Source organism: Clostridium sp. RTP31139st1_H3_RTP31139_211217 (assembly GCF_040227035.1).
Classification (GTDB): Bacteria; Bacillota; Clostridia; order Clostridiales; family Clostridiaceae; genus Clostridium; species Clostridium saudiense.
In genome coordinates, this window is the sequence record NZ_JBCOAB010000018.1 from 20921 (window position 1) to 45550 (window position 24630).

Annotated in this window: 22 protein-coding genes; 15 read left to right on the forward strand and 7 right to left on the reverse strand. The window is 27.2% G+C overall.

Going from position 1 to position 24630, the window contains the following annotated elements; all coding sequences use genetic code 11:
* Window positions 1-155: 155 nt before the first annotated feature.
* Window positions 156-2240, forward strand: a complete 2085-nt coding sequence (locus ABUA17_RS09325; protein WP_042394952.1) for an efflux RND transporter permease subunit — start codon at window positions 156-158, stop codon at window positions 2238-2240.
* On the forward strand, window positions 2237-5113 hold the full coding sequence (locus ABUA17_RS09330; RefSeq protein WP_195951469.1) for a YhgE/Pip domain-containing protein: 2877 nt from the start codon (window positions 2237-2239) through the stop codon (window positions 5111-5113). Before ABUA17_RS09325 ends, ABUA17_RS09330 begins: the two co-directional genes overlap by 4 nt.
* A gap of 48 nt (window positions 5114-5161) precedes the next feature.
* On the opposite strand, the gene ABUA17_RS09335 is transcribed toward ABUA17_RS09330, so the two are convergent.
* From ABUA17_RS09335 to ABUA17_RS09345, 3 genes are all read right to left on the reverse strand, one after another.
* Window positions 5162-6430 (reverse strand): ABC transporter permease, encoded by a 1269-nt coding sequence (locus ABUA17_RS09335; protein ID WP_042394946.1) that lies wholly within the window; start codon window positions 6428-6430, stop codon window positions 5162-5164.
* The gene (locus ABUA17_RS09340; RefSeq protein ID WP_042394944.1) at window positions 6430-7344 is read right to left on the reverse strand and encodes an ABC transporter ATP-binding protein; all 915 of its coding nucleotides are present in this window, start codon (window positions 7342-7344) and stop codon (window positions 6430-6432) included. Before ABUA17_RS09340 ends, ABUA17_RS09335 begins: the two co-directional genes overlap by 1 nt.
* A gap of 232 nt (window positions 7345-7576) precedes the next feature.
* Entirely contained in the window at window positions 7577-8974 is a 1398-nt protein-coding gene (locus ABUA17_RS09345) for a TRAP transporter large permease subunit (protein WP_195951471.1), read from the reverse strand.
* Between the two features lie 277 nt (window positions 8975-9251).
* On the opposite strand from ABUA17_RS09345, the gene ABUA17_RS09350 reads away from it, so the two are divergent.
* The 3 genes from ABUA17_RS09350 (at window position 9252) to ABUA17_RS09360 (ending at window position 11253) form a co-directional block, all read left to right on the forward strand.
* Window positions 9252-10388, forward strand: coding sequence for an NAD/NADP octopine/nopaline dehydrogenase family protein (locus ABUA17_RS09350; RefSeq protein ID WP_042394942.1), 1137 nt, complete (start codon window positions 9252-9254; stop codon window positions 10386-10388).
* Window positions 10389-10486: 98 nt separating this feature from the next.
* The gene (locus ABUA17_RS09355) at window positions 10487-10963 is read left to right on the forward strand and encodes a DUF6106 family protein (protein WP_042394938.1); all 477 of its coding nucleotides are present in this window, start codon (window positions 10487-10489) and stop codon (window positions 10961-10963) included.
* A gap of 134 nt (window positions 10964-11097) precedes the next feature.
* Complete coding sequence (locus ABUA17_RS09360; protein WP_156327858.1) at window positions 11098-11253, forward strand: hypothetical protein; 156 nt, start codon at window positions 11098-11100, stop codon at window positions 11251-11253.
* Window positions 11254-11309: 56 nt separating this feature from the next.
* Here ABUA17_RS09360 and ABUA17_RS09365 read toward each other — a convergent pair whose 3' ends face one another.
* A complete protein-coding gene (locus ABUA17_RS09365) occupies window positions 11310-12590 on the reverse strand; it encodes a dicarboxylate/amino acid:cation symporter (RefSeq protein WP_042394935.1) in 1281 nt (426 codons plus the stop codon).
* A gap of 255 nt (window positions 12591-12845) precedes the next feature.
* On the opposite strand from ABUA17_RS09365, the gene ABUA17_RS09370 reads away from it, so the two are divergent.
* Window positions 12846-13256 (forward strand): hypothetical protein, encoded by a 411-nt coding sequence (locus tag ABUA17_RS09370; RefSeq protein WP_055277119.1) that lies wholly within the window; start codon window positions 12846-12848, stop codon window positions 13254-13256.
* A 38-nt stretch (window positions 13257-13294) separates the two neighbouring features.
* On the opposite strand, the gene ABUA17_RS09375 is transcribed toward ABUA17_RS09370, so the two are convergent.
* Entirely contained in the window at window positions 13295-14041 is a 747-nt protein-coding gene (locus ABUA17_RS09375; RefSeq protein ID WP_042394931.1) for an FAD-binding oxidoreductase, read from the reverse strand.
* Window positions 14042-14335: 294 nt separating this feature from the next.
* Between ABUA17_RS09375 and ABUA17_RS09380 the strand changes: the two genes are divergently transcribed.
* From ABUA17_RS09380 to ABUA17_RS09420, 9 genes are all read left to right on the forward strand, one after another.
* Complete coding sequence (locus tag ABUA17_RS09380) at window positions 14336-15133, forward strand: MerR family transcriptional regulator (protein WP_052330583.1); 798 nt, start codon at window positions 14336-14338, stop codon at window positions 15131-15133.
* Between the two features lie 62 nt (window positions 15134-15195).
* Complete coding sequence (locus ABUA17_RS09385) at window positions 15196-16533, forward strand: MATE family efflux transporter (RefSeq protein WP_195951472.1); 1338 nt, start codon at window positions 15196-15198, stop codon at window positions 16531-16533.
* Window positions 16534-16667: 134 nt separating this feature from the next.
* Window positions 16668-17567 (forward strand): D-alanine--D-alanine ligase, encoded by a 900-nt coding sequence (locus ABUA17_RS09390; RefSeq protein ID WP_055292130.1) that lies wholly within the window; start codon window positions 16668-16670, stop codon window positions 17565-17567.
* A gap of 13 nt (window positions 17568-17580) precedes the next feature.
* Window positions 17581-19026, forward strand: coding sequence for a MocR-like pyridoxine biosynthesis transcription factor PdxR (pdxR, locus tag ABUA17_RS09395; RefSeq protein WP_042394925.1), 1446 nt, complete (start codon window positions 17581-17583; stop codon window positions 19024-19026).
* Window positions 19027-19057: 31 nt separating this feature from the next.
* On the forward strand, window positions 19058-19558 hold the full coding sequence (locus ABUA17_RS09400; protein WP_195951473.1) for a flavodoxin family protein: 501 nt from the start codon (window positions 19058-19060) through the stop codon (window positions 19556-19558).
* A complete protein-coding gene (locus ABUA17_RS09405; RefSeq protein ID WP_055277129.1) occupies window positions 19558-20199 on the forward strand; it encodes a flavodoxin family protein in 642 nt (213 codons plus the stop codon). Before ABUA17_RS09400 ends, ABUA17_RS09405 begins: the two co-directional genes overlap by 1 nt.
* Before the next feature lie 127 nt (window positions 20200-20326).
* Window positions 20327-21673 (forward strand): MATE family efflux transporter, encoded by a 1347-nt coding sequence (locus tag ABUA17_RS09410; protein ID WP_042395193.1) that lies wholly within the window; start codon window positions 20327-20329, stop codon window positions 21671-21673.
* A 238-nt stretch (window positions 21674-21911) separates the two neighbouring features.
* Window positions 21912-22235, forward strand: a complete 324-nt coding sequence (locus ABUA17_RS09415) for a hypothetical protein (RefSeq protein ID WP_042394920.1) — start codon at window positions 21912-21914, stop codon at window positions 22233-22235.
* A 200-nt stretch (window positions 22236-22435) separates the two neighbouring features.
* On the forward strand, window positions 22436-22792 hold the full coding sequence (locus ABUA17_RS09420; protein ID WP_042394917.1) for a hypothetical protein: 357 nt from the start codon (window positions 22436-22438) through the stop codon (window positions 22790-22792).
* Between the two features lie 231 nt (window positions 22793-23023).
* Here ABUA17_RS09420 and ABUA17_RS09425 read toward each other — a convergent pair whose 3' ends face one another.
* Window positions 23024-23671 (reverse strand): HAD family hydrolase, encoded by a 648-nt coding sequence (locus tag ABUA17_RS09425; RefSeq protein WP_042394915.1) that lies wholly within the window; start codon window positions 23669-23671, stop codon window positions 23024-23026.
* 19 nt (window positions 23672-23690) lie between these two features.
* The gene (locus ABUA17_RS09430) at window positions 23691-24548 is read right to left on the reverse strand and encodes a choline/ethanolamine kinase family protein (protein ID WP_042394913.1); all 858 of its coding nucleotides are present in this window, start codon (window positions 24546-24548) and stop codon (window positions 23691-23693) included.
* Window positions 24549-24630 lie beyond the last annotated feature (82 nt).

The window sequence follows — 24630 nt, forward strand, 5'->3', positions numbered from 1 at the left end:
CGAGCAAAAGAAAGGAAATTAAAGGAATATTATTGTGAAACATCATAAATGGAATAAATCATTTTAAATTAAGAAAAAGAGTAATAAAACTAAAATTGAAAAAATAGTTTATAGGGTATAAAGTTTAAATCAGAGAATGATGAGGGGGGAACATTATGAAAAAAATTTCACGAGCAATAGCCAAAAGCAGAATTTTAATTTTAATAGTTGCAATAATTTTATTAATTCCTTCTGCAATAGGTTATTTTAATACAAAAGTTAATTATGATATTTTAAGTTATTTACCTGATGACCTAGAAACTAGAGAAGCTCAAAAAATTATGAAGGATGAATTTGATTGTGGATCTTTAGCTATGTTAATAGTTGAAGGTATGGAAAATAAAGATGTAGCTAAGCTTAAAGAAAAAGTATCCAATGTGGATGGAGTATCAGATGTAATTTGGATAGATGATGCACTTGATATTTCTGTTCCTAAGGAAATATTACCTTCTTTAGTAAGAGATATGCTTTTTTCAGATGACTCAACATTGATGATTGTTAAGTTAAAAGACACTGATGCAAGTGAAAGTACTGAAAAAGCAATAAAGGAAATAAGAAGTATAACAGGCAAACAAGCCTTTTTAAGTGGAATAGGGGGAGTAATAAAAGATACAAAGGATTTAGCAGATAAGGAAACACCAATTTATATTTTAATAGCAGTAATTTTATCAATAATAATTTTAAGCTTAACTATGGAATCTTTTATAATTCCTATTATTTTTATGTTAAGTATAGGAATTGCAGTAGCTTATAATATGGGATCAAATATTATATTTGGTGAAATTTCTTATATAACAAAGGCATTGTCAGCAGTATTACAATTAGCTGTAACGATGGATTATTCAATTTTCTTACTAAATAGATATGATGAAGAATGTAAAAGTCAGCCAGATAAGACTGAAGCTATGGCGGTAGCAATAGAAAAAACTATAGCATCTATTGCAGGTAGTTCTTTAACAACAGTCGCTGGATTCCTAGCGTTATGCATTATGGAATTAGGTTTTGGAAAAGACATAGGATTTGTAATGGCTAAAGGTGTTGTATTTGGTGTTATATGCACTATAACAGTATTGCCAGCAATGATATTAACATTTGATAAGCTTATTCACAAATATAAACACAAGACTTTATTACCTAAGTTTGAAAAAAGTTCTGCCTTTGTGATAAAGCATCACAAGATTCTTGTAATTATTGGTGCAATTATCTTGATACCAGCTATTATAGGAAATAATAATACGGAGGTTTATTATAACCTAGATGAATCACTTCCAAAGGATTTACCTTCTATTGTAGCTAATAATAAATTAAAGTCAGAATATAACATGATGTCTACTAACATAATTTTAGTAAGAGATGATTTAGAAGCATATAAGGTTGATGCAATGATTGATGAGTTAAAAGGTGTTGATGGGGTTACTTCAGTAGTAGGTTTAGAAGATTTACTAGGGCCTAGAATTCCTCAAAGTTTCATACCAAGTGATTTGTTAGAGAAAATAAAAAATGGTGGATATGAAGAAATAATGCTTAATTCAGAGTATAAGGCAGCATCTGATGAGGTAGAAGTTCAATTAAAGGAAATAAACAATATTGTTAAAAAGTATGATAAAGATGGATTAGTTGGTGGTGAGGCGCCATTAACAGAAGATTTGATTACAATAGCAGATAGTGATTTTAATCGGGTTAGTGTAGCATCAATTTTAGCTATATTTGTAATAATACTATTTGTGTTTAAATCAGCAATAATACCTATATTATTAGTTTTAGCAATTGAATTAGCTATTTTTATAAATTTGGGTATTCCGTTCTATATGGGTACAAGCATTCCATTTATATCATCAATAGTCATAGGAACTATTCAATTAGGAGCAACTGTAGATTATGCGATATTATTAACTTCTAGATTTAAAGAAGAGTTAGCATTAAATTCGGATAAGAAAAAAGCAATGACAATAGCACTTCAAAGTTCATCAAGATCAATTGTAACTAGTGCTTTAACTTTCTTTGGGGCAACAGCAGGGGTTGGAATTATATCAGATATGGAAATGATAAGCTCATTATGTACATTAATGGCTAGGGGCGCAATTATAAGTATGGTTGTAATTCTATTTATATTGCCAGGAATATTATTGCTTTGTGAAAAATTAATAGTTAAGACAAGTAAGTCTTTTGTAGAGTGTGTTGAAGGGGGAAAAGAGATATGAGAAAAGGGTTATCAAAAAAATTAGCATGTTTAGTTGCATTAATAACAGTTACATCAAATTCAGTAGTTTTCGCTCAAGATATAAAAAAGGATGAAACTGTTTATGTTATATTAGATGAAAATGGAAATCCGACAGAGCAAATTGTTAGTGATTGGATTAAAGGAAGTGAAAATTTAGGGCAATTTACAGATAAGTCTACATTAAGTGATGTTAAGAATGTAAAAGGTGATGAAGAACCAACTAAAAATGGAGATGAATTAAGTTGGAATATTGATTCTAATGAACTTTATTATCAGGGTAAAAGTAATAATCAATTACCAATAACAATATCAGTTAATTATGAGTTTAATGGTAAGAAGGTTGATCCAAATGAGGTTTTGGGGGAAAGTGGTAAGTTTAAGATTTCTGTTAATATAACTAATAATCAAAGTAAGACAGTATTTATAAATAATGAAAAGAGAAATATTTATTTACCATTGTTAACTGCAGCAGAACTTACTTTATCTAATAGTAACTTTAGTAATGTGGAAGTTAGTTCTGGTAAGGTTATTAATGATGGGAATAATTCCTTAGTAACATTTGTAACAATACCAGGATTAAAAGAATCTTTAGATTTGGGAGATGTATTAGATGACTTATTAGGTAGCAGTAGTATTGATTTATCTGATTCATTTGAAATTACAGGTGAAACTAATAATTTTGAGATACCAGCGATAATGGTTTTAGCTACTACATCAAGTGAAGATATAGATGAAATTGAAGGTATTGATAGTTTGGATGATTTAAGGACATCATTAAATGATCTACAAAAAGGTGGAGAAGATTTATTAAGTGGATCTAAGGAATTATTAGATGGACAAACAGAATTAGCAAGTAATTATTCTATATTTAATGCAGGAGTAGGAACATTAAATAGTGGAGCTATTGAACTTAGAAATGGATTAAATACTTTAAATGGAAGTGTTCCAACATTACTAAGTGGAGTAAATTCATTAAATAGTGGAGCAGGTCAAATTAAAGAGAATTATGATAAATTTGATGAAGGAGTATCATCATTAGCAAGTGGTGCAAGCACTTTAAATAGTGGAATTAATACTTTAAGTGGTAGTGTACCAACATTATTAAGTGGAGTTAATACATTAAATAGTGGAGCAGGTGAGTTAAAGGATAAATATACACAATTTGATGCTGGAATATCATCATTAGCAACAGGTGCAAGTGCTTTAAATGAGGGGATTAATACATTAAATGATAGTGTACCAACATTGAATAATGGAGCAGTTGCATTAAATTCAGGTGTAAGTGAATTACAAGGAAAATACACAGAATTTGATTTGGGAGTATCAAGTTTAGCTGATGGAGCTAAAAATTTAGATGAAGGAGTATCTAATTTAGAAGAGGGATCAAAAAGTTTAAATGAAGGTGCTACAGAATTGAGTAGTGGACTTGGAACTTTAAAGTCTTCACAAGAAGAATTTACTTCTAAAGTTAATGAGTATGTAGGAGGCGTAAGTAGTTTAAATGAAAATTATGATTCAATAGATAGTGGTATATCATCTGCATTAAGTGGTATGACAGAATTAAATAATGGATTGCAAGGAGCTGGAGATGGAATTGGAAAGCTTCAAGATACTACAAGTAGCTTAAAGCAAATTGCAGAGTCGATTTATACAATGGCTACATCAATTGAAAAAATAGATCCTACTCAATCAAAAGAGCTTAGAGAATATAGCGCTAAAATTAAAGCAATTGCAGATGGTCAAACCGAAGGATTAACAAATTTATCTTCTGCACTTCAATCAGGAGCAAGTGGAGCAAATGAGCTAGAAAATGGTTTAAGAAATTTAGCTAGTGGATCTGCAGAAGTTAAAGTTGGATTATCGCAATTATCATCAAATGGGGATTCTTTAAATGCAGCAGCACAAGCTATAAGTAATGGAATAAGCTCAGCATATGATGGTAGTAAGTCTTTATTAGCAGGAACATCAAGCTTGCAAAGTGGTGTAGGTAATTTAAAGAGTGGAAGCAATACATTGTTAAATGGGGCTAATTCATTAAATGATAATTCTAAACTTATAAATTCTGCCATGGGAGATTTATCTAATGGAAGTCAAAAATTAGCGGCAGGTACAGGAGTTTTATTAGATGGTACAACAGCTTTAAGTGAAGGAAGTAATACATTGTTAGATGGAGCTAATGAATTAAGCACCAATTCAAAGTTGATAAATTCCGGAATAGGATCAATATATGATGGAACAAATCAATTATCAAGTGGAGGTAAGACGTTAGCTGATGGAGTAAGTGATTTAGCAATAGGAAGTAATCAATTATCAAATGGAGCTAATGAATTAAATACAAATTCAAAGAAGATAGATTCAGCATTAGGTGCACTGTATGATGGAACAAAGGAGTTAGTTAGTGGAGGAAAAACATTAAGTCAAGGGGTAAGTGCCTTAGCAACTGGAGGTAAGACATTAGCAGAAGGTACAGGAACATTAAAAAATAACTCAGAAAAGATTTTAAATGGAACAGAACAATTAAAAAGTGGAACACAATCATTATATGAAGGTGTTGATAAGCTAAAGAATGAGGGATTAGACAAAATCAATGATTTAGGAAGTGAAGCTTTAGATAGTATCGATGGATTTAGTCAAGCAAAGGATGAATTAGTGCAAATGGCAAAGGATTATGGTGTTTATTCAGGATTAACAAGTGATATGAAAGGATCTGTTAAATTTATAATGAGAAGTGATGCTATTGAAAGTTCAGATATTGATAAGACAACAGATGATTCAAGCACTAAGAATACAGAGAATAAATCAGATAAAAGTGATAAGTCATTAATTGATAAAATAAAGGGTCTATTTAATTAGTAAGTTTTATTATTAAGGAGCATGTAAATTAATCATGCTCCTTATATTTTAAGAAATTTTTTCTTTTTTAAACCATTTTAAAGCATTTCTAAGCTTAATTGGATTACCATACATTAAAGTACCTAATCTATAAATCTTAGCAGATGCAAGAGCTGTTAAGATAGTTGAAGCTAGTAAAATAATAAATGAAATTACAATTTCAAAATTAGATACAGTTCCCATTGCAACTCTTATTAGCATGGTCATTGAAGAACTAAAAGGAATAAATGATGCAATTTTGATAAGTAAGCTATCACTATTTGATAATCCAAACATACTTATAAAGAATACAATAACGAAAATCATTGTTATAGGTCCAATACTAGAACTTATATCTTCTGTTTTAGAAACTAATGCTCCTAAAGCTCCAAATATAAATGAATAGAAGAAGTATCCTAAACCACCAAATATAATAAAAGTTAATAATATATTTGATGGAATTTTAAATATGCCATCTAAAAGGCCGTTCCATGCTTTACTATTTAGGGAATAAGTTATCATTCCAGAAGCAAGAATTACTCCAACTTGAATAAAACTAGCTAAAGCTGCAGCTATTACTTTACCAAAAATAAGGCTATTGCTATTTGCACTTGTAACTAAGACTTCAATGGCTCTATTGCTTTTTTCAGATGTTACAGCAACTGCAATAAGTTGTCCATATAATAAAATCATCATATACATTGCAAAAATAAAGATGTATACATAAAAGAAGTTATTAGCACTGTCTTTTCCAAGGATAGTAACATCAGAATCAAATGAGGGATGTATGACAGATTGTAAATCATTTATATTTAAGTTATGTTCATTTGCATAAACTTGTTGGCCTAAGCTTGATAATAGATTTTCAAAAATCATTTGGTTTGTATCTGTAAATCCTGAATTATTAACTAAATATGAATATTTAGTTAAGCTATCAACTGAAAAACCAGCTTCTACATTTTCTAATTTAATTAATTCTTCGGCTTCATCTAAACTAGTAACCTTTGTCCATTTAGAGTTTAAGAAAGCTGATTCAAGAATATCTAAATTTTCAAAAATATTATTATTATCTATTATTACAAAGCTTTTTTTATCTTCTTCAGAGATTTCTTCTACAGACTCAATACTTTCTGTAGAGTTTTGGTCTAATTGAGGAATAAGTTTAGACATATTAAAAAATGAAGGTAAAGATAATCCTATTATCAATAATATAGAAAAAAGAATTGTAGTAATCATATATCCCTTGTTTTTAAAATAGTTACTTAATTCAAAGCTTAATACATTTAAAAATTGTTTCATTATTCATCACCAGCCTTTAATACAAAAATATCAGTTAATGTAGGTTCATATATTGCAAATTTTTCAATATCAATATTAGTAGTTAAAATATGTTTTAATAAGTTATTTTTAGTAGTATTTTCACAAAGTTCTAATACTAAAAAATCTTTTTTTACTTCGTAAATACTAACTAAATTAGTAAGTTGTTCTTCAAATATTTTTTTTAGTTCTTCTAGAGAATAGTTACTTGCACTTAATATAAGTCTATTTTTTCCAAAATCCTTTTTTATATCTTTTAAATTACCGCTTAATGCAATATTACCTTTATTAATTATAGCTATGTCTTCACAAAATTCTTCTACATAGCTCATTTGATGGCTAGAAAAAATAACAATTTTATTATTTTGAATTAACTCATTTACTACATCTTTAAGAATTTGAGCATTTACAGGATCAAGCCCACTAAAAGGTTCATCTAAAACTATAATTTCAGGATTACAAACTAAAGTTTGAGCTAATTGAACTTTTTGTTGATTACCCTTTGATAAAGTGTCTAGCTTCCTATTTGCATATTCCTCAATACCTAGTCTTTTAAGCCATTTTAAAGTATTTTCTTTAGCTTCTTTTTTACTTATACCTCTTAATGAAGCAAGGTATATGATTTGTTCTGTAACTTTCTTTTTAGGATACAGCCCCCTTTCTTCTGGTAAATATCCAATTTGATGATTTTTAGGTATAAAAGGTTTACCATCAATTAATATTTCACCAGAATCACATTTAAATACGTCCATCAATATTCTGATAGTTGTTGTTTTACCAGCACCATTTCTACCTAATAGACCTAATGCCTTACCACTTTCAACAGAAAAAGAAATTCCGTGAAGTACTTCATTTCCAGAAAAGCTTTTTCGTATATTTTTCACTTCTAGTTTCATAATATCCCCCTAAACATAAAATAGAATTAACTACTGTTAAAAAAGTTTGAAATAAAAATATAAAACAGTAATTTATAACTTATTATAAAGTATAAAATAATTAATTGCAATAATTGTTAAGTAAATTTTAACAAAAGTTATTTAATAATAAAACATAATTAGAAAAAAATGGTTTAATATAATGAAAAAGGTTGTACAAAAATCATACAACCATGTGATAAAGTATTAAGTTTTATACAAAAAATATTATAGCAAAAATTATTGTTACAATTAGTCCGATGGATACAGGCAATAAATTTTTTCGAGCCAAATCAAAAGGGGAAACATCACAGATTGCAGCTACTGGGATTAATGCCCATGGGATTAATGTGCCTCCTCCAATCCAAATTGTACATATTTGTCCTATTGACGCTAAGGCAGAAATATTTATTGACATTGATTGAGAGAAAAGCATTGCAGATGAACCTACTAATGAAAGACCGGAAAAGCCAGATCCATCAAGACCGGTAAGTAGACCTACACTAGAAACAGTTGCTGTTGCAATTGCTTTATTTAATGGTACTGCATTAGAAAGTGCAATTCCAAGGTCGTTAATAATACCATTAGAATTGGCAGGCAATATATCTCCTATAATTGATTCAAAGCCATTTCCACCAAGATAGAAAAATGTTGCTACTGGGATAACAGCACCAAATACCTTAAAAGCAAATTGAAAACCATCTACAATATATGGAGTTATTTCTTTCATGTTATTAAATTTATAGTTTCCAAGAAAAATTATAATCAACAAAAATAAGGTAGTACCGCCGACTAAAGCGGTTGCATCGCCTCCAGTTAAAGAAAATACTATCATTAATATAATATCTAAAAGATATCCGGCAAAAACTAATAAAGCGTATAAGTTTTTTTGCTTTTTGGATAGCTTGATTATATTTGAAGCCGATTTACTAAATTCTTGTGTTGTTTGTTCAGAATAACCTTGAGAAACAGTATTTTTTTTGATATCTTTCAAAACTATAAAAAAAGCGATTACAGTGGTGGTAATTCCCATTACTATTTCTAGGGGAATAAGAGTTGAATTAAGAGAGCTAATACTAATATTAGCAGCGTTAGCAGTTAATTTAGAGGCGCCTTGAATTATAATATCACTTGATAATGCTATTCCATGTCCAAATAGATTCATAGCCATTGCAGCAGATAGCTTTGGGAGTCCAACTTTTTTTGCAACTGGAATTAAAACTGCACCGATTAATGCAACAGCAGGAGAAGGCCAGAAAAACCAAGAAATAATCATCATTGTTATTCCAATAACCCAATAAGCTATATATTTATTTTTTATTAGTTTTGATAATGGTGATACTATGGCTTCGTTTATGCCAGTTACAGATAATAATTTACTAAAAGCAGTAATGATAGATATTATTAAAATAATAGGCAATAATTCTGTTATAGCATATAAGAATCCATTAAACACGGAAATTATAGATAGTGGTATAGATTTACTGCTATATAGAGCTATTGATAAAACACCAAAGACACAAACTATAGTTATGTCCTTTTTTCTGAAAATCGATATTAGTATTAAAATTGTAAAAAATATATAAATGAAATGTATAGTTGATAAAGTCATATAATATACCTATATTTATTGTTATATTACAAGATATGAGTTTTTTCTACCTTGTGTGATTTTAAATAATAAATATAAATTATAATTAATTAAAATATTATTATGTGATAGTATAAAATGATTGTATGTGAAATTATATAACGCCAATATTGGATATTATTATATTTTATTATAATTAACAAGTAAAAGTTTACAGAAAATATACAAGTTATTAATGTAAAAGATGATAATATATAATTATAAAAGACTTAAGATAAATAAAAGTAGGAGGATAAAAATGAATATTTGTATTATAGGTGCAGGAAATATAGGAACATATTTAGCTGCATATATTTCAATGAAACATGAAAATAAGGTTTGGTTGCATACTTCTAAACCAGAAGCATTTAATGATACTATTGCTTTAATTGAAGAGGAAAAAAATATAACACATCATATAACTTTACATTGTATAACAAGTAGTTATGAGGAGGCTGTTAGTAATGCTGACTACATATTAATTACATATCCTTCATTTATGATGGAAAAGACAATAGAATCAATACTTCCTTATTTAAAGAAAGGCGCAGTTGTTGGTGCAATTCCAGGCTTTGGTGGAAAAGAGTATTTAATAGATAAGCTTTTAGATAAAGGATGTATATTCTTTGGAACTCAAAGAGTACCGTCCATTATTAGACTTGAAAAGTATGGCGAAAGTGTTTTGTTAAAGCAAAAAAATCCATTTATGAAAATTAGAGTTATACCAGGAGAATATTCTGAAAAGGTTGCTAAAGATATGAGTAATTTTATAGATATTCCATGTATTCCGTTAAATTCATATTTAGCAATAACATTATCACCTTCTAATCCTACTATGCATCCTTCAAGATTATATGAATTATTCCATGATTATGTTGAGGGAGAACATATTTATGAAAGAAATCCATATTTTTATGAGGAGTGGGGAACTTTAGCATCTACAGAGTTATTAAAATTAGATGAGGAGTTAGAAGCAATTTTTAATGCATTTAACGAAAATGGTGATTTTGATCCTAGGGATATTGAAAAAATAAAGTCAAGATATAATATAAATACTGCAGAAGAATTAAGTGAAAAGATAAATACAGCTCCTGGATTTATAGGAATTGATTCTCCTATGGTTAAAATAGATGGGGGATATATTCCAGATAAATCTTCAAGATATTTTATTGAAGATATAAAATTTGGTTTATGTATTTTAAAATCATTTGCAGAGATATTAAATGTTGATACACCTGAAATAGATAAGATAGCAACATGGGGACAAAAGTTTTTGGAAAAAGAGTATATAGTAGATGGTAAGCTTAAAGGAAAAGATATTAATGAATTAACAATACCACAAAATATGGGAATTAATACTAAAGAGGAATTAATTAATTATTATAAAGGACTATAATAGTTATTAATATTATATCTATATTAAGTATTAATGTAGTGATAAATTTGATATAATTAAATTATGGTATATTACTTAGGGATAATGGGAGGAGAAATATGGATGAAATTTTTGAGCAATTAATTGAATGTGATAAGGGAAAAGGAAGAGTTAAGATATTACAAGGATTAGCTATGATATTAGTAGTATTATCAGCATTCTTTTTATTATCATCATTAGTTATTGCAATTGTTATGTTATTATTAGCTATAGGAGCTTTTATTTTAAGTTATTTAAGTTATGTTGAATATGAGTATGAGTTGTATAATAAAACTATTACTGTAACTAAAATTTATAATGAAAGTAAAAGAAAAATAGTTGCTAATATTTCAATGGAAGATGTAAGAAAAGTTTATGAAAGTACTAATAATACCAATAATAAAAATAAAGTTTCTTATTATAATTCTAAAGTTAGTGGGTTAAACATTTTTACATTTGAAATGAATGATAATAGAATAATAGAGTTAGCTTTGAATGAAAAGCTAAAAAGAAGAATTTCTACAGTTTTTGCATTGAAAATAGTAAGACAGTTTTAGTAGATAATTTAAGCTTCTATATATTACTCTAATTTAATATAGAGTAAATATAGAAGTTTTTTTATTGTTAATTTATAAATAAGAAGCATATAGGAATAATAATAACATAATAAGATTATAAGAGGTGTATTTTTATGAATAATAAAAATGATATTAACAATAAAAATAGTGAAGGTTTAATTGATGGAGTTATAATTTGTGAAGAAGAGGAGAAAAAGTTAATTCATGGAGATAACCCTAAAGAAAAAAGAGGAATTGAAAATATATTTAACTTTCCAAACTTAAATTAATAGTTATAAAATAATTACCCACTTTAATTTATATCAAGTGGGTAATTATTTTTATATTAAATTGCTTTATTAAGTTCAATTACATCTGAATAGAAGGTCTCTTCATTAAATTCACCTTCTTGTTTTGCAACAATAGTAGTACAAATAGCATCTCCTGTAACATTAACAGCAGTTCTTGTCATATCAAGAATTCTATCAATTCCCATGATTATTCCTATACCTTCTACAGGAAGTCCTACTGAATTAAGAACCATTGATAATGTAATAAGTCCAACTCCTGGTACTCCTGCAGTTCCTATAGAAGCTAGTGTTGCTGTTAATATAACTGTAAGATAAGCATTTAAACCAAGTTCAATTCCAAAAGCTTGAGATATAAATACAACTGCGACCCCTTGCATTATTGCAGTACCATCCATATTTATTGTAGCACCTAATGGAACTGTAAAAGATGATATCTTTTCAGAAACCCCCATTTCATTATCAAGAGTTTCGATGCTAAGAGGTATAGTTGCATTAGAAGATGATGTAGAAAAAGCAAAACTCATTACAGGGAAAAACTTTTTTAAGAATGTTAAAGGATTTAATTTTGTAAACACCTTTAACATTGACATATAAGTTATTAAGCATTGTAATACTAATGCTAACATTACTGCAAATATATATTTTAGCATTGGAGCAAAGGCACTCCAACCAATGTTAGAGAATGTTGTAGCTATTAAACAAAATACTCCAACTGGAGCAGCTTTCATCACTATCATAGTCATTTTCATCATTATTTCGTTAAATTCACTAAAGAAATTTGCAACAGTTTTAGCCTTTTCATTAAGCATAGCAAGTATGATTCCAACTAGAATTGAAAAGAATATAATTTGCAACATATTTCCATTTGCTAATGCCGAAATCGGATTTGTTGGAATTATATCTAAAAGAACATCTGATACAGAAGTTGCTTCACTTACTGTAGTTTCAGCAATTTCAATATTGCTCATATCAAGGCCTATTCCAGGATTAATTAATTTACCTACACCTATAGCTAAACTAATAGCAATAGCAGTTGTAACAAGATAAAAAACTATAGTTTTTACACCGACACGTCCTAATTTTTTAGTATCTCCTATTGCCATACTTCCACAAACTAAAGAGCAAAATACCAGTGGCACAACTAACATCTGCATTGCTCTTAAGAATCCTTTTCCTATGACTTTAAAAACACCATTAATTAGTATATCATCTCTTATTATTCCAGGTGGAACTATACCATAAAGAATTATACCGCAAATTGCTCCAAGTATCAGTCCAATAAAAATTTTTGTTGTTAAACCTAATTTTTTTTTCATATTAGCCCCCTTATTTTTTGGAAAAAATGAATTATTTTTTTAAAAAAATTGCATTTTAAATAAATTTTACCATATAAAATAAAATCATACAATATGATTTTATAAGGAAAATGGGAATTTTTTTTAGAAAAATAGTGAAAAAGTTTAATAAATGATGAATAAAATTAAATTAATCCTTCATTTTACTGAATATAAAGTGAAAGGATAAATGAATAAATTTTTATAAATGGTCAAAGATAAAAAATGGTGATGTTTATGTTTAATTTAATTTATATATTATTAGGAATTTACTTAATAAAAATTATAAGTATAAGAATAGTAAGGGATTATAAAAAAATAAGAGGTAAAGAGAAGGGTGAATTATTTAGTTTTAGAAAATCTATTGTAGGTAAAATAAAAGAAGCCTTTAGTGAAGGAAACAATATATTTATTTATAGAAATAGTAAAAATAATAATAAAGAAGTTAATAATATACATGAAGAAGATTGGAATTTAAAACGTCAAGATGCATTAGAAAAAGCCAAGTATAAATGTGAAGAATGTGGTAACATAGCCAACCTCGGTGTATATGAAAATAATGTTAATAGTAGTAATGATGAGTTAATTGTCTTATGTAAAAAATGTTATGAAAAGAATATTAATGCAGTAAAGCTACATTATGAATAAAGAGTTATAGTCTCCTTTAGAGGCTATAACTCTAATAATTATTTGCTAAAAAGCTCATAGTTAATTTTAGAACTATCTACTCCCAGTTCAAGCAAAGTACTTTCTACAGCCTTCATGAATACAGGAGGACCGCAAAGATAGAAATCTGAATCTAAGTTAACATTATCTTTTAAATAATTCTTATTAACATATCCAGTAAAGTTATAATCTATTCCTTCTTTGTCACTATCTAAAGGGTTTGAATAAAATACAGTATTTTTAATACCTTTAATTTTAGCAATAGATTCTATATCATTCTTAAATGGATGCAAACTAGAGTTTTGAACGGCTTGAATAAAATGAATATTATTCCTAGTTGAAGATTCTTCATATAGCATTGCTAAAAGAGGGGTAACACCTATTCCACCAGAAATTAAAACAATATCATTCTTTTTATCTTTTACAGTAAATACACCCATTGGGATCATAGCTTCAATAGAATCACCTATATTAAGATTCTCATGTAAATAAGTACTGATTAAACCACCATCAATTTTCTTTACACTTATTCTATAGGTATCATCATTAGGAAACATTGAAAGACTATAAGTTCTCATTATATCTTTATATTTAGGATTATCTGTTTTTATTTTAAAGGGTAAAAATTGTCCTGCTTTTGGTTTAACAAGTTTACCACCATCTTTTGCTTTAAAATAAAAAGAAATTATTGTAGGACAAACTTCAACTTTATCAACTAAAATCAACTCTCTAAAATCATTCCAAGACCCATTAATTATATTACTCATAAATATCCTCCTATAATTTTATTATTAACTAATAATTATTATTATCTAATAAAAAGAAAAGTAAGTCAATATATATTAAGTATATTTTTCCAAAAACACTTTTATTATAAATAAAGTAGAGAATAATTTTATGATGGTAATTGCTATTTATAATTTATTTTGATTTTTGAATGTGTTAAGGTGAATTTAAATTATATATGAGAAGAGATGTTTTAAAAATAGACAATAATAAATTAATATATTAGTATAAATTTTAAGAGTTATAATAAATAAACAAGATGGAGAAATAAAGAAGTGAAAAATAGATTTTTAATAGGGGAAGTATCAGAATATTTAGGAGTTTCAAGAGATACATTAAGATATTATGATAAAGATAATATTTTAAAGCCTTCAATCATAGGGAAAAATGGTTATCGTTATTATACAATAGAAGATATTATTAAATTAAGCTATGTTATTGCTTTTAGAGAAATTAATATATCTATAAAAGAAATTAAAGATATTATTAATAACTGTACTCTTGAACAATTAAAAAAAGTTCTTCAAGATAAAGAGTCTGATATAGATAATAAAATTTTAGAGCTAAAAAAGTTAAAGAAAACTGTTAGTAACTTTAAATATGATATAGAGAAGACTATAAAATTATTAAATAAAATAGAAATTGTTAATTCACCTATTATATTCTATGAAGAACTAGCAGATGGAATGGATTTAAAGACTTATAAGATAATGGATAAGTTTAATAGTTATGAATACTTAAATGAAGTTACATTTTCATCTGTAATAAAAAAGGAGTTTTTTAAGATAAATAAAGTTGAAAATAATATAGTTTATGCTATTAGCGGAATAGTTTATAAGAGTGACTATATAGGAAACTTGATAGATTATAAATGTTTCAAATATGATAAATGTATTCATAGTATATTTAAAATTAATATTGATATTACAGAGGAAAGTATAATGTATCTTAAAAAATATATAGATGGTAATAATATAGAAATTATAGGCGATAGTGTAGCAAGATTTATAACTTTTGAAAATAAGAATGATAAAACTACTGATTACATTGAAATATGGATTCCTATTAAATAAAAATATATTGACCTTGGAGTTACTCTAAGGTTTATTATTTTTTAGGAAAGGAAGTGAGTACTATGGATTTATCATTAGGAAAAGAAAATATAGGGAAGCTATTTGTAAAATATTCAATACCATCAGTTATTGCTATGATAGTATTTTCAGTATATATAGTTGTAGATGGCATATTTGTTGGAAATGTAGTAGGTTCTAAAGGATTGTCAGCAGTTAATATAGCAATGCCGTTCTTCGGAGTAGCAATGGCAATTGGGATAATGGTTGCTATTGGGGGAGGGACTATTACTAGTATTGAGCTTGGTAAAGAAAATAAAAAAGAAGCAAGAAAGACTTTTAGCTTAGCATTTTACACACTAACAGTGATAACATTATTTTTATCGGTGTTTACCATTATTTTTGCACCGACTATAGCAAAAATTTTGGGGGCTAGTGATGATTTGGTGCCATTAGTTGTACAATATTTACGAGCATTATGTTTATTTTTGACTACATTTGTAGGGAGTTCTTATTTAAGTAGTGGACTTAGAGTTATGGGAAAACCAAATCATGCTATGATAGCAGATATTATTAGTTCACTACTAAATATACTATTAGATTATATATTTATAGTGAAGTTTGGTTTAGGATTAGTTGGTGCAGGCATAGCATCAGGAATTGCATTTACAATTGGATTTTTATTTGCTTTAAGTCACTATTTAAAAAAGGACTCTATATTAAAATTTTGCAAAGTTGAATTTGATTTTAAGAAAATAGTAAGAATATTTTATAATGGATCATCAGAAGGTATAACACAGTTTGCAGTTGCTTTTTCAACTTTTATATTTAATATTGTATTAATGATTAGAATTGGAGAAATGGGTGTATCTGCTTTTTCAATAATTCTCTATATAGCTTCTTTAGTCATAGCTATATTTTCAGGAATATGTAATGGGATTAGCCCTATAATTAGTTTTAATTATGGTGCAAATAATAAAGATCGAATAAATAAAATTTTAAAAATAGCAATATCAACAATAATCATAATTGGAATTTCAAGTACTATACTTATGATATTTGGAGGAGAAACTCTTATTAAAATGTTTAGTAAAGGTGATGCGGAATTAATTAGAATTACTGCAGAAGCTACTAAATTATATTCTGTTGCTTTTGTTTTTAATGGGTTAAATATTTTGACATCAGCTTACTTTACAGCACTTGAGGATGCAAAGACATCAGCTATTATATCCGTATTAAGAGGAGTAATTTTAATATTAATATTTATAATAATTCTACCTATAATTTTGGGGGATATTGGAATATGGTTAACTGTTCCAGCAAGTGAATTGGTAACAGTATTTATAGCTGTTAATTATATGAAGAAAGCAGATTTGAAAATTCAGAAAATGAAAATAGCATAATTATCATAGTTGAAAGTTGAATATAATCATAAAAAAGTACCACAGGTTAATGAATTTAGTGTTAATGTGGTGCTTTTTTATTTTATATATAATTAATAAAATAAAGTAAAGATTAAAAATTAGGAGTGATATTGATGAAAATTGGGGTAATAATGGGTGGAGTATCATCAGAAAGAGAAATAAGTTTGAAATCAGGGGAACAAGTAATAAAACATTTAAATAAAGATAAATATGAAAAAATAATTCCTATAACAATAAATTCAAAGCAAGAGGTTATAGAAAAAATAAAGGGAATTGATTTTGCTTTTATTGCTCTACATGGAAAATTTGGAGAAGATGGAACTATCCAAGGTGCTCTTGAAACTATGGGAATACCATATAGTGGATGTAAGGTGTTGCCAAGTGCTATATGTATGAATAAAGGATTAACTAAAAGTCTAGTAAAAACTGTTGATGTTGATACTGCAAAATGGATTATAGTTAAATCTGTTGAAGAAATAGATTATAAAAAAATAAAAGAATTACAGTATCCTGTATTTATTAAACCTAATAAAGGTGGTTCAAGTGTTGCTACTTTCTTTATTAGAAATGAAAATGAAGTAGAAGAAGCAGTAAGAGAAGGATTAAAGTATGATAATGAAGTAATGATAGAAGAGTATATAAATGGCGAAGAGATAACTTCATTTGTATTAAATGGAGAAGTTTTTCCTACGGTTATGATAAAATCACAAAATGGTGAATTCTTTGATTATAAATCTAAATATGAGGAAAATGGAGCAAAAGAAGAAGTAGTTTTACTAGAAGAAAAGCTACAAGAGAAAATTAATAATATATCAAAGAAAGTTTGGGATATTTTGGGTTGCAATAGTTATGCACGAATTGATATGATAATAAGAGATGAAGTACCTTATTTATTAGAAGTAAATACTCTTCCAGGAATGACAACTCAAAGTCTTATTCCTAAAAGTGCAAAGGTGCGAGGATTAGAATTTAGTGACCTATTAGATAAGATAATAGAGTATTCACTATTTTAGGAGTTGAAAGTTAATGATATTTTCTAAAATTGATTTTAATGATGAAGAACCGTTATATGTACAAATAGAAAATTATATAAAGAACATGATTGCTAGTAATCTTCTTGTTTCAAATGGAAAGCTCCCTGCTACCAGGGAGCTTTCTAAATTACTTGGTGTTAGTAGAAACTCTGTAATAACTGCATATGAAAATCTTGAAGAGGAAGGTATTTTATATACAGTAAAAGGAAGGGGGACCTTTGTTTCGCAGGTTAAATCAGTAAATGAAGATGGATGGAAAGTCGCTTGGAGTCAGAGAGCTAATGATTATGGGAAACTTGCAGAAAAATTAGATATTGTAAAAAGTGAAATACCTTGGGAGAAAAACTTAATATCTTTCAAAAGCATCTCACCTGATGGTGAATTATTTGATATGGAAGAGTTTAAAAAAGCATTTCTAAATAGAATTTCAATAGAAGGGCATAAAATATTAAATTATGGATATGCAAAGGGGTATAAGCCACTTATTGAATATTTTTTAAAGTACATGGAGGCAAAGGGAGTAGATACAACAAGCAAAGATATTATAATTACTAATGGATTTACAGAAGGGCTTGAAATGCTTCTAACTGCTTATACAAATAAAGGTGATAAAATTATTTGCGAAAATCCAACACATAATACAGCTATTAAAATTATGAAAGTTCATGGATTAGATGTTATAGGAGTTCCTATGACTGAAGATGGAATAGATCTTAATGAATTAGAAGAAAGCTTAAAAAATAATGATATAAAGTTCGGATATTTAATTCCTTCATATCATAATCCAACAGGAATTGTAATGAAGGGTGAAAAAAGATATTCTGTTTATAATTTATTCAAAAAGTATAATGTTCCTATAATTGAGGATGGATTTAATGAAGAACTTTTATATAATAGTACGCATGTATCTCCAATTGCTGCTCTTGATAATGGGGGAAGTGGTGTTATTTATATTGGGAGTTTTTCAAAAATATTATTTCCAGGAATAAGAGTAGGATGGATCCTTGCAGATAAAAATGTTATTGATATATTAGAAAGTGTAAAAAGGTGTAAAAATATTCATACATCATTTTTAGATCAAGGTATATTATATGAATATTTACGTTCAGGATCATTTGAAAGGCAAATTAAAAAAGTAAGAAAAGTATATAAGGAAAAATATGAGCTTGCTGTAGAATGTATTAATAAATACATTAATCCAACATTTATATGGGGTGAAGGCGGATTGCATATTTATATTGGAATAGAAGGAGTAGATTCTAGAAAGCTTTTAGATGAGTGTTATAAAAAGGGAGTTATATTTACTCCGGGCGATATATTTTCAGTTGATTATAGTTGTAAAAATACTTTAAGGCTAGGACTTTCTAGATTATCACTTAATGAAATAAAAGAAGGAATTAAGATTATTGGAGAAGTAAGTAAGGAATTACGAAAATAGTTTATTATTAAAAAGAGTGAGGATAAAAAATATGAAGTTAATAATTCATGATTTAAGTAAAGAAGATTTTAATAATATTTCAGAGAATTTAAATGAAGAGGATATTATAATTTGTAAAGGAAAAAGAATAAACAAGTGTATTAGGTGTTTTGGCTTTTGGATAAAAACTCCAGGAGAATGTGTTATAAAAGATGATTATAATAAAATGGGAGAAAAAATTGTTAGTTGTGATGAACTTATAATAATAAGTGAATGTAAGTATGGAATGTATAGTCCATTTATTAAAAATATACTTGATCGTAGTATAGGATATATACATCCTTATTTTACAATAAGAAATAATGAAATTCACCATAAAAGTAGGTATAAAAAGCAAATAAATATGAGAGTGTATTTTTATGGTGATAATATATCTCATGAAGAAAAGGAAATGGCTCAAGAATTAGTTAAAGGAAATGGCATAAATTTAAATACTAAAACTAGTGATACTATTTTTGTAAAAAATATATTGACAATAGGAGGTACTTTGTAATGAAAATAATGATGATAGATGGTAGTCCAAAGGTATCTAAAAGTAACTCTGAATATTTTCTAAATATATTAAGTGATTTTATTGAAAGCAAAGATATAGTTAAATATAAATTATCTAAAAAAGTAGATTATGAAGATATTATAAAGGAGATTAATACTATTGATACATTAGTATTTGCATTTCCATTATATGTAGATTCATTACCTTCTCATGTTTTAGAATTTTTGATTATGCTAGAAGAGAATTTTAAAGATAATCTAAAAGGAGTTAATGTATATGTTATTGCCAACTGCGGCTTTTATGAAGGTAAGCAAAATAAAATAGCACTTAATATAATGAAATGTTGGTGTAAAAAGATGAATATAAAATGGGCACAAGGAATTGGTATAGGGGCTGGAGAAATGATGGGAGGATTAAGGAATGTACCTATGGGTAAAGGTCCCAATACTAATTTAGGATTAGCATTAGATAATTTGGCTAAAAATATAAATGAAAATAAAAGTGGGGATGATATATTTACAACACCAAGTATGTTTCCAAGGTTTGCATTTAGACTTGCAGCAAATAGATTTTGGATAAGTAAAGCTAATAGAAATGGATTAAAGAAGCGAGATCTAAATAAGTGTATAGTAAAACAATAATAATATATAAGAGGTAAGGAAACTAGTCTTACCTCTTAAAATTTGTTTTGCAAAAGTATAATAAAGATGATATTCTATTTAATTGTGAAATAAGATGTTAGGGGGAGATGAGTGGATGAAAAACAATATGACAAATGATATGACTAAAGGTAATCCAACAAAATTAATCTTACTATTTTCAATACCTTTATTAATAGGAAATATATTTCAACAGTTTTATAGTATGGTTGATACTATAATAGTTGGTAGATTTGTTGGAGTAGATGCATTAGCAGCTGTTGGAGCAACTAGTTCAATGGTATTCTTAGTTAATGGATTTGCAACTGGATTATCTAGTGGGTTTGCAGTATTAGTTTCTCAGAGGTTTGGAGCTAAAGATGAAAAAGGCTTACGTAAAGCGGTTGCAAGTGCCATTACATTAACTGTAATTTCAGTAGTGGTAATTACAATAGTTAGCTTATTAGGAGCTATGCCTTTATTAAAATTAATGAATACACCTGAAAATATTATAGGTGATGCATATTTATATATAAAAATAATTTATGCAGGAGTTGTAGCAACGGTTGCATATAACTTAATTGCAAGTATATTAAGAGCATTAGGAGATAGTAAAACACCGTTATATTTCTTAATAGTTTCTTCAGTATTAAATGTAATTTTAGATTTAGTATTTATAATTAACTTTAATATGGGAGTTGCAGGTGCTGCATATGCAACAATTATTTCTCAAGGTGTATCGGCAATACTTTGTCTAATATATACATATAAGAGATTTACTATTTTAAGACTTAAGAAAGAAGATTTTAAAGTTAAGAAAAGATACTATCATAAACATTTAAAAATAGGAATTCCAATGGCGCTTCAATTTTCAATAACTGCAATTGGTATAATGACAGTACAAGGAGCATTAAATGTATTTGGTTCTACTATTATTGCTTCATATACTGCAGCTTCGAAAGCACTTCAACTTGTTATGCAGCCGGCAATTACTTTTGGTGTAACTATGGCTACGTATTGTGGTCAAAATCTTGGTGCTAAGGAGTATAATCGTATAAGAGAAGGCGTAAAGGCATGTACTAAAATTTCTATTATTACTAGTATTATTGCGGGAGCAGTATTAATATTCCTTGGTAAATATTTTGTTATGATGTTTATAAGTAATCCAGATGCAGAAATACTAAAATATGCTCAACAAGTGCTTGATATATCAGCAATATTCTTTATACCTCTTGGATTAATATTTATATATAGAAATGCACTTCAAGGAATAGGGGATTCATTCGTTCCAATGATGGCAGGAGCATATGAGCTTATTGCAAGAGCTGTAGTAGCATTTACATTACCAAGATATATAGAGTTTTTAGGAATATGCTTAGCGGATCCAGTAGCTTGGCTTGCAGCGGCAATTCCATTAGGTATAACTTATTTTAAGAGAATAAATCATTTATTAAAGCATGGAACTATAAAAGTTTAATATGTAGTTAAAAAATGTTACAATACTTTATTTAGTGTTGTGACATTTTTTTTATTAATTTATCACATATTATTATGATTAGGTATTTAATAAATATAAATTTATCTAAAAGGAGTTTTTAAGCGAAGGAGAATATACATAAGTAATGAGTTTAGGTTAAATTATATAAAATTGTAGCAATCTCTATGTTTTTAGCGTATTATGAAGCGTTAGATAACTTTTTGAGAGGAAAAGAAAATTGAGTACATTTGGATCAACATCTAATTTAAACGATATATTAAATGACTTAAATGATGGTGAGTTAGAAGAACTTTGTGAAAATTATTGCGGTAGCAATAGCGATACAGAAGGAACAAATGAATTTTTGGCTTGTCAATTATTAAATTTACTACAGTGTTATGGACAAAGATTTATGAATTTAGTATTATTTCTAATATTCTTATATGCTTGGAATAACCAAATGACTAATTGTTATTTTATGAACTCAAATTGTCAACTAACAAATGCTATCAGTGATTTGTTAGAAGATTGTTTGGACAAAAATTGTAATAATAAGAAGTAGTAAGAGAAAGAATAGCAGAAATGTTATTCTTTTTTGATGAGTAATAATACATAGTAATATAAAATGTATTTCAATAATAATTTGTAACATTAATGTAATTTATACTTAGAGGTTTGATTATATATTTAATAAGGAGTTAAAATTTTAAGGTTTAGTTTAAGAATATAATTTGGAAAATATAATTTATTAGGGGTGGGAATTTGGCAAAACATGATTTTGGAATCATTGAAAGATTTGAAGATGATAAATTGTATAGTGATTATGAACCTGAAAAGTATAATTGTATTTCTGTTAGTGATGATTTAATAGAAGAAATGATAACAGAATACTTGGAGGAATTGGGAAATTTAAAAACTTATTTTCATATGAAAAAACATCCTGCACTAGGACTAGATTATTGTGGAACTACAATTATACCACCAGGTTCATTAAAAGAATTTAGAAAAATAATTACTACTGCAAATAAGCAATTTAAATCAAATGAACTTGAAAAATTAATTATAAAAATTAATCTTGCAATAAAACAAAATAAGCATTTAATTCATTATGGTATATGATAATAAAGGAGATTTAGAAATAGATTTCCTTTATTTTTTTGCGATATTTTAAATATAAAATTCTAAAGCATAATTTAAAATATATTTTAAAAAAGATAAGCAGCAAAATAATTAATGAGTTAGAAGAAATAAGTAATGATATTTAAAGGTGTTTGGTAAGGAATAAAGTTATAAAATGAGATAATAAGAGAATTTGTTTTATACAAATTCTTTTATATTTTTAAATATATACTAAATTAATTTAAATATACAAGATAATAGTTCAGAGGAACTTTCTACTATGAAGTCAGCTCCTGATTCTTCTAATTCTCCATCTTCTGCATATCCAAATGTAACTCCAATACTTTTAATTCCTGCTTCTTTAGCTCCAATTATATCGTGCATGCGGTCTCCAATCATAATTGATTCATTAGGTATAGCATTTAGCTTATTAAGCACTTCAAGAATTACTTCAGATTTTTTTGATCTTGTTCCATCTAATTCACTTCCTAAAATTAAATCAAAATATTTATCTAAATTATACTTTTCACAAATAGGAATAGCAAAATGAGTTGGCTTACTAGTAGCAATAGCTAGTACAAATCCAGCTTCTTTTAATTTAGATAAAACTTCTTCAATACCTTCAATTGCACTATTTTCAAATAAACCAATAGTAGAATAACGTTCTCTATAATACTTTATTGCAAGCTCAGCCTTTTCTTTATCAAAGTCATAAAAGTCCATAAATGAATTTAATAAAGGTGGACCTATAAATTTAAGAAGATTTTCACAGTTTTCTTCAATTCCCAACTTGCTAAGAGCATATTGTACACTTTTAGTAATACCTTCTTTAGGATCAGTTATTGTTCCATCTAAATCAAATAATAAGTATTTTATCACAGTTTAAACCTCTCTTTTATTAAAAATTTCGTATAGAGTTATAATCGAGCAAATCATTAAATATCATTTTAGCACCAGCTAAATAATCATAGTCAGAACTAGAATCAGAAGATTTAAGCAATGACCAAGTGGCATTATAAAATTTCACTACGAAAAGGTAATCTAATAATTTTTCATAATGTTGTTCAGTACATTCATTAAAATATAGTTCTAATAAGTTTTTCCTAGATCTTTCATTAAAAAACCAAGATATTGTTGCTAAATCAAAAAATACATCACCCATAGAAGAGTATTCATAATCTACAAAATATATATTATCTTCAGTTAAAATAATATTTGAAGCATTTAGGTCATTATGGCAAAGACCTATTAAAGGATTTTTACTAAGCTTTACTTCTAGATTATTTAAATGGTTTAGTAGTGTATCTATAGATTTTGGTAAGGGAAGATTCAAATCATTGCATAGATTGATTCTTTTTCTTATATGATTAAAAGGGTTAAAATATTTTTGGCATTTTAAATTATGAAAACTGTTTAAAGCAACAGAAAGTTTATGTAGAAATTTAGTTGAAGAAAAATCATTTAAGGAGGGCATGGTACCATTAATCCAACTGCTAATCATATTACCAGTTTCAGTAGAAAAGTAATATAAATGTGGAGCTAAATTTATTTCTATAGCTTTATTTATTATTGATAATTCACTTTTTCTATCGGTATGTAAATAATTATGAGTGCAAATTTTTACAAAATAATTATTGTTATTATAAGAAACTTTATAATTTTCGCTACTAAGTCCGCCTATTTTTTTTATAGATGATATGTTTAATTTATTCCATTTCATTTCATTTTGTAAAAAGTTAATTATAGTATTGTTCATATTGTTCTCCTAAATGAAAAGTTGTTTAATATATGATTGTTGACATTTAAACAAATAATAAAGTATTATAACAAAAAAAGAG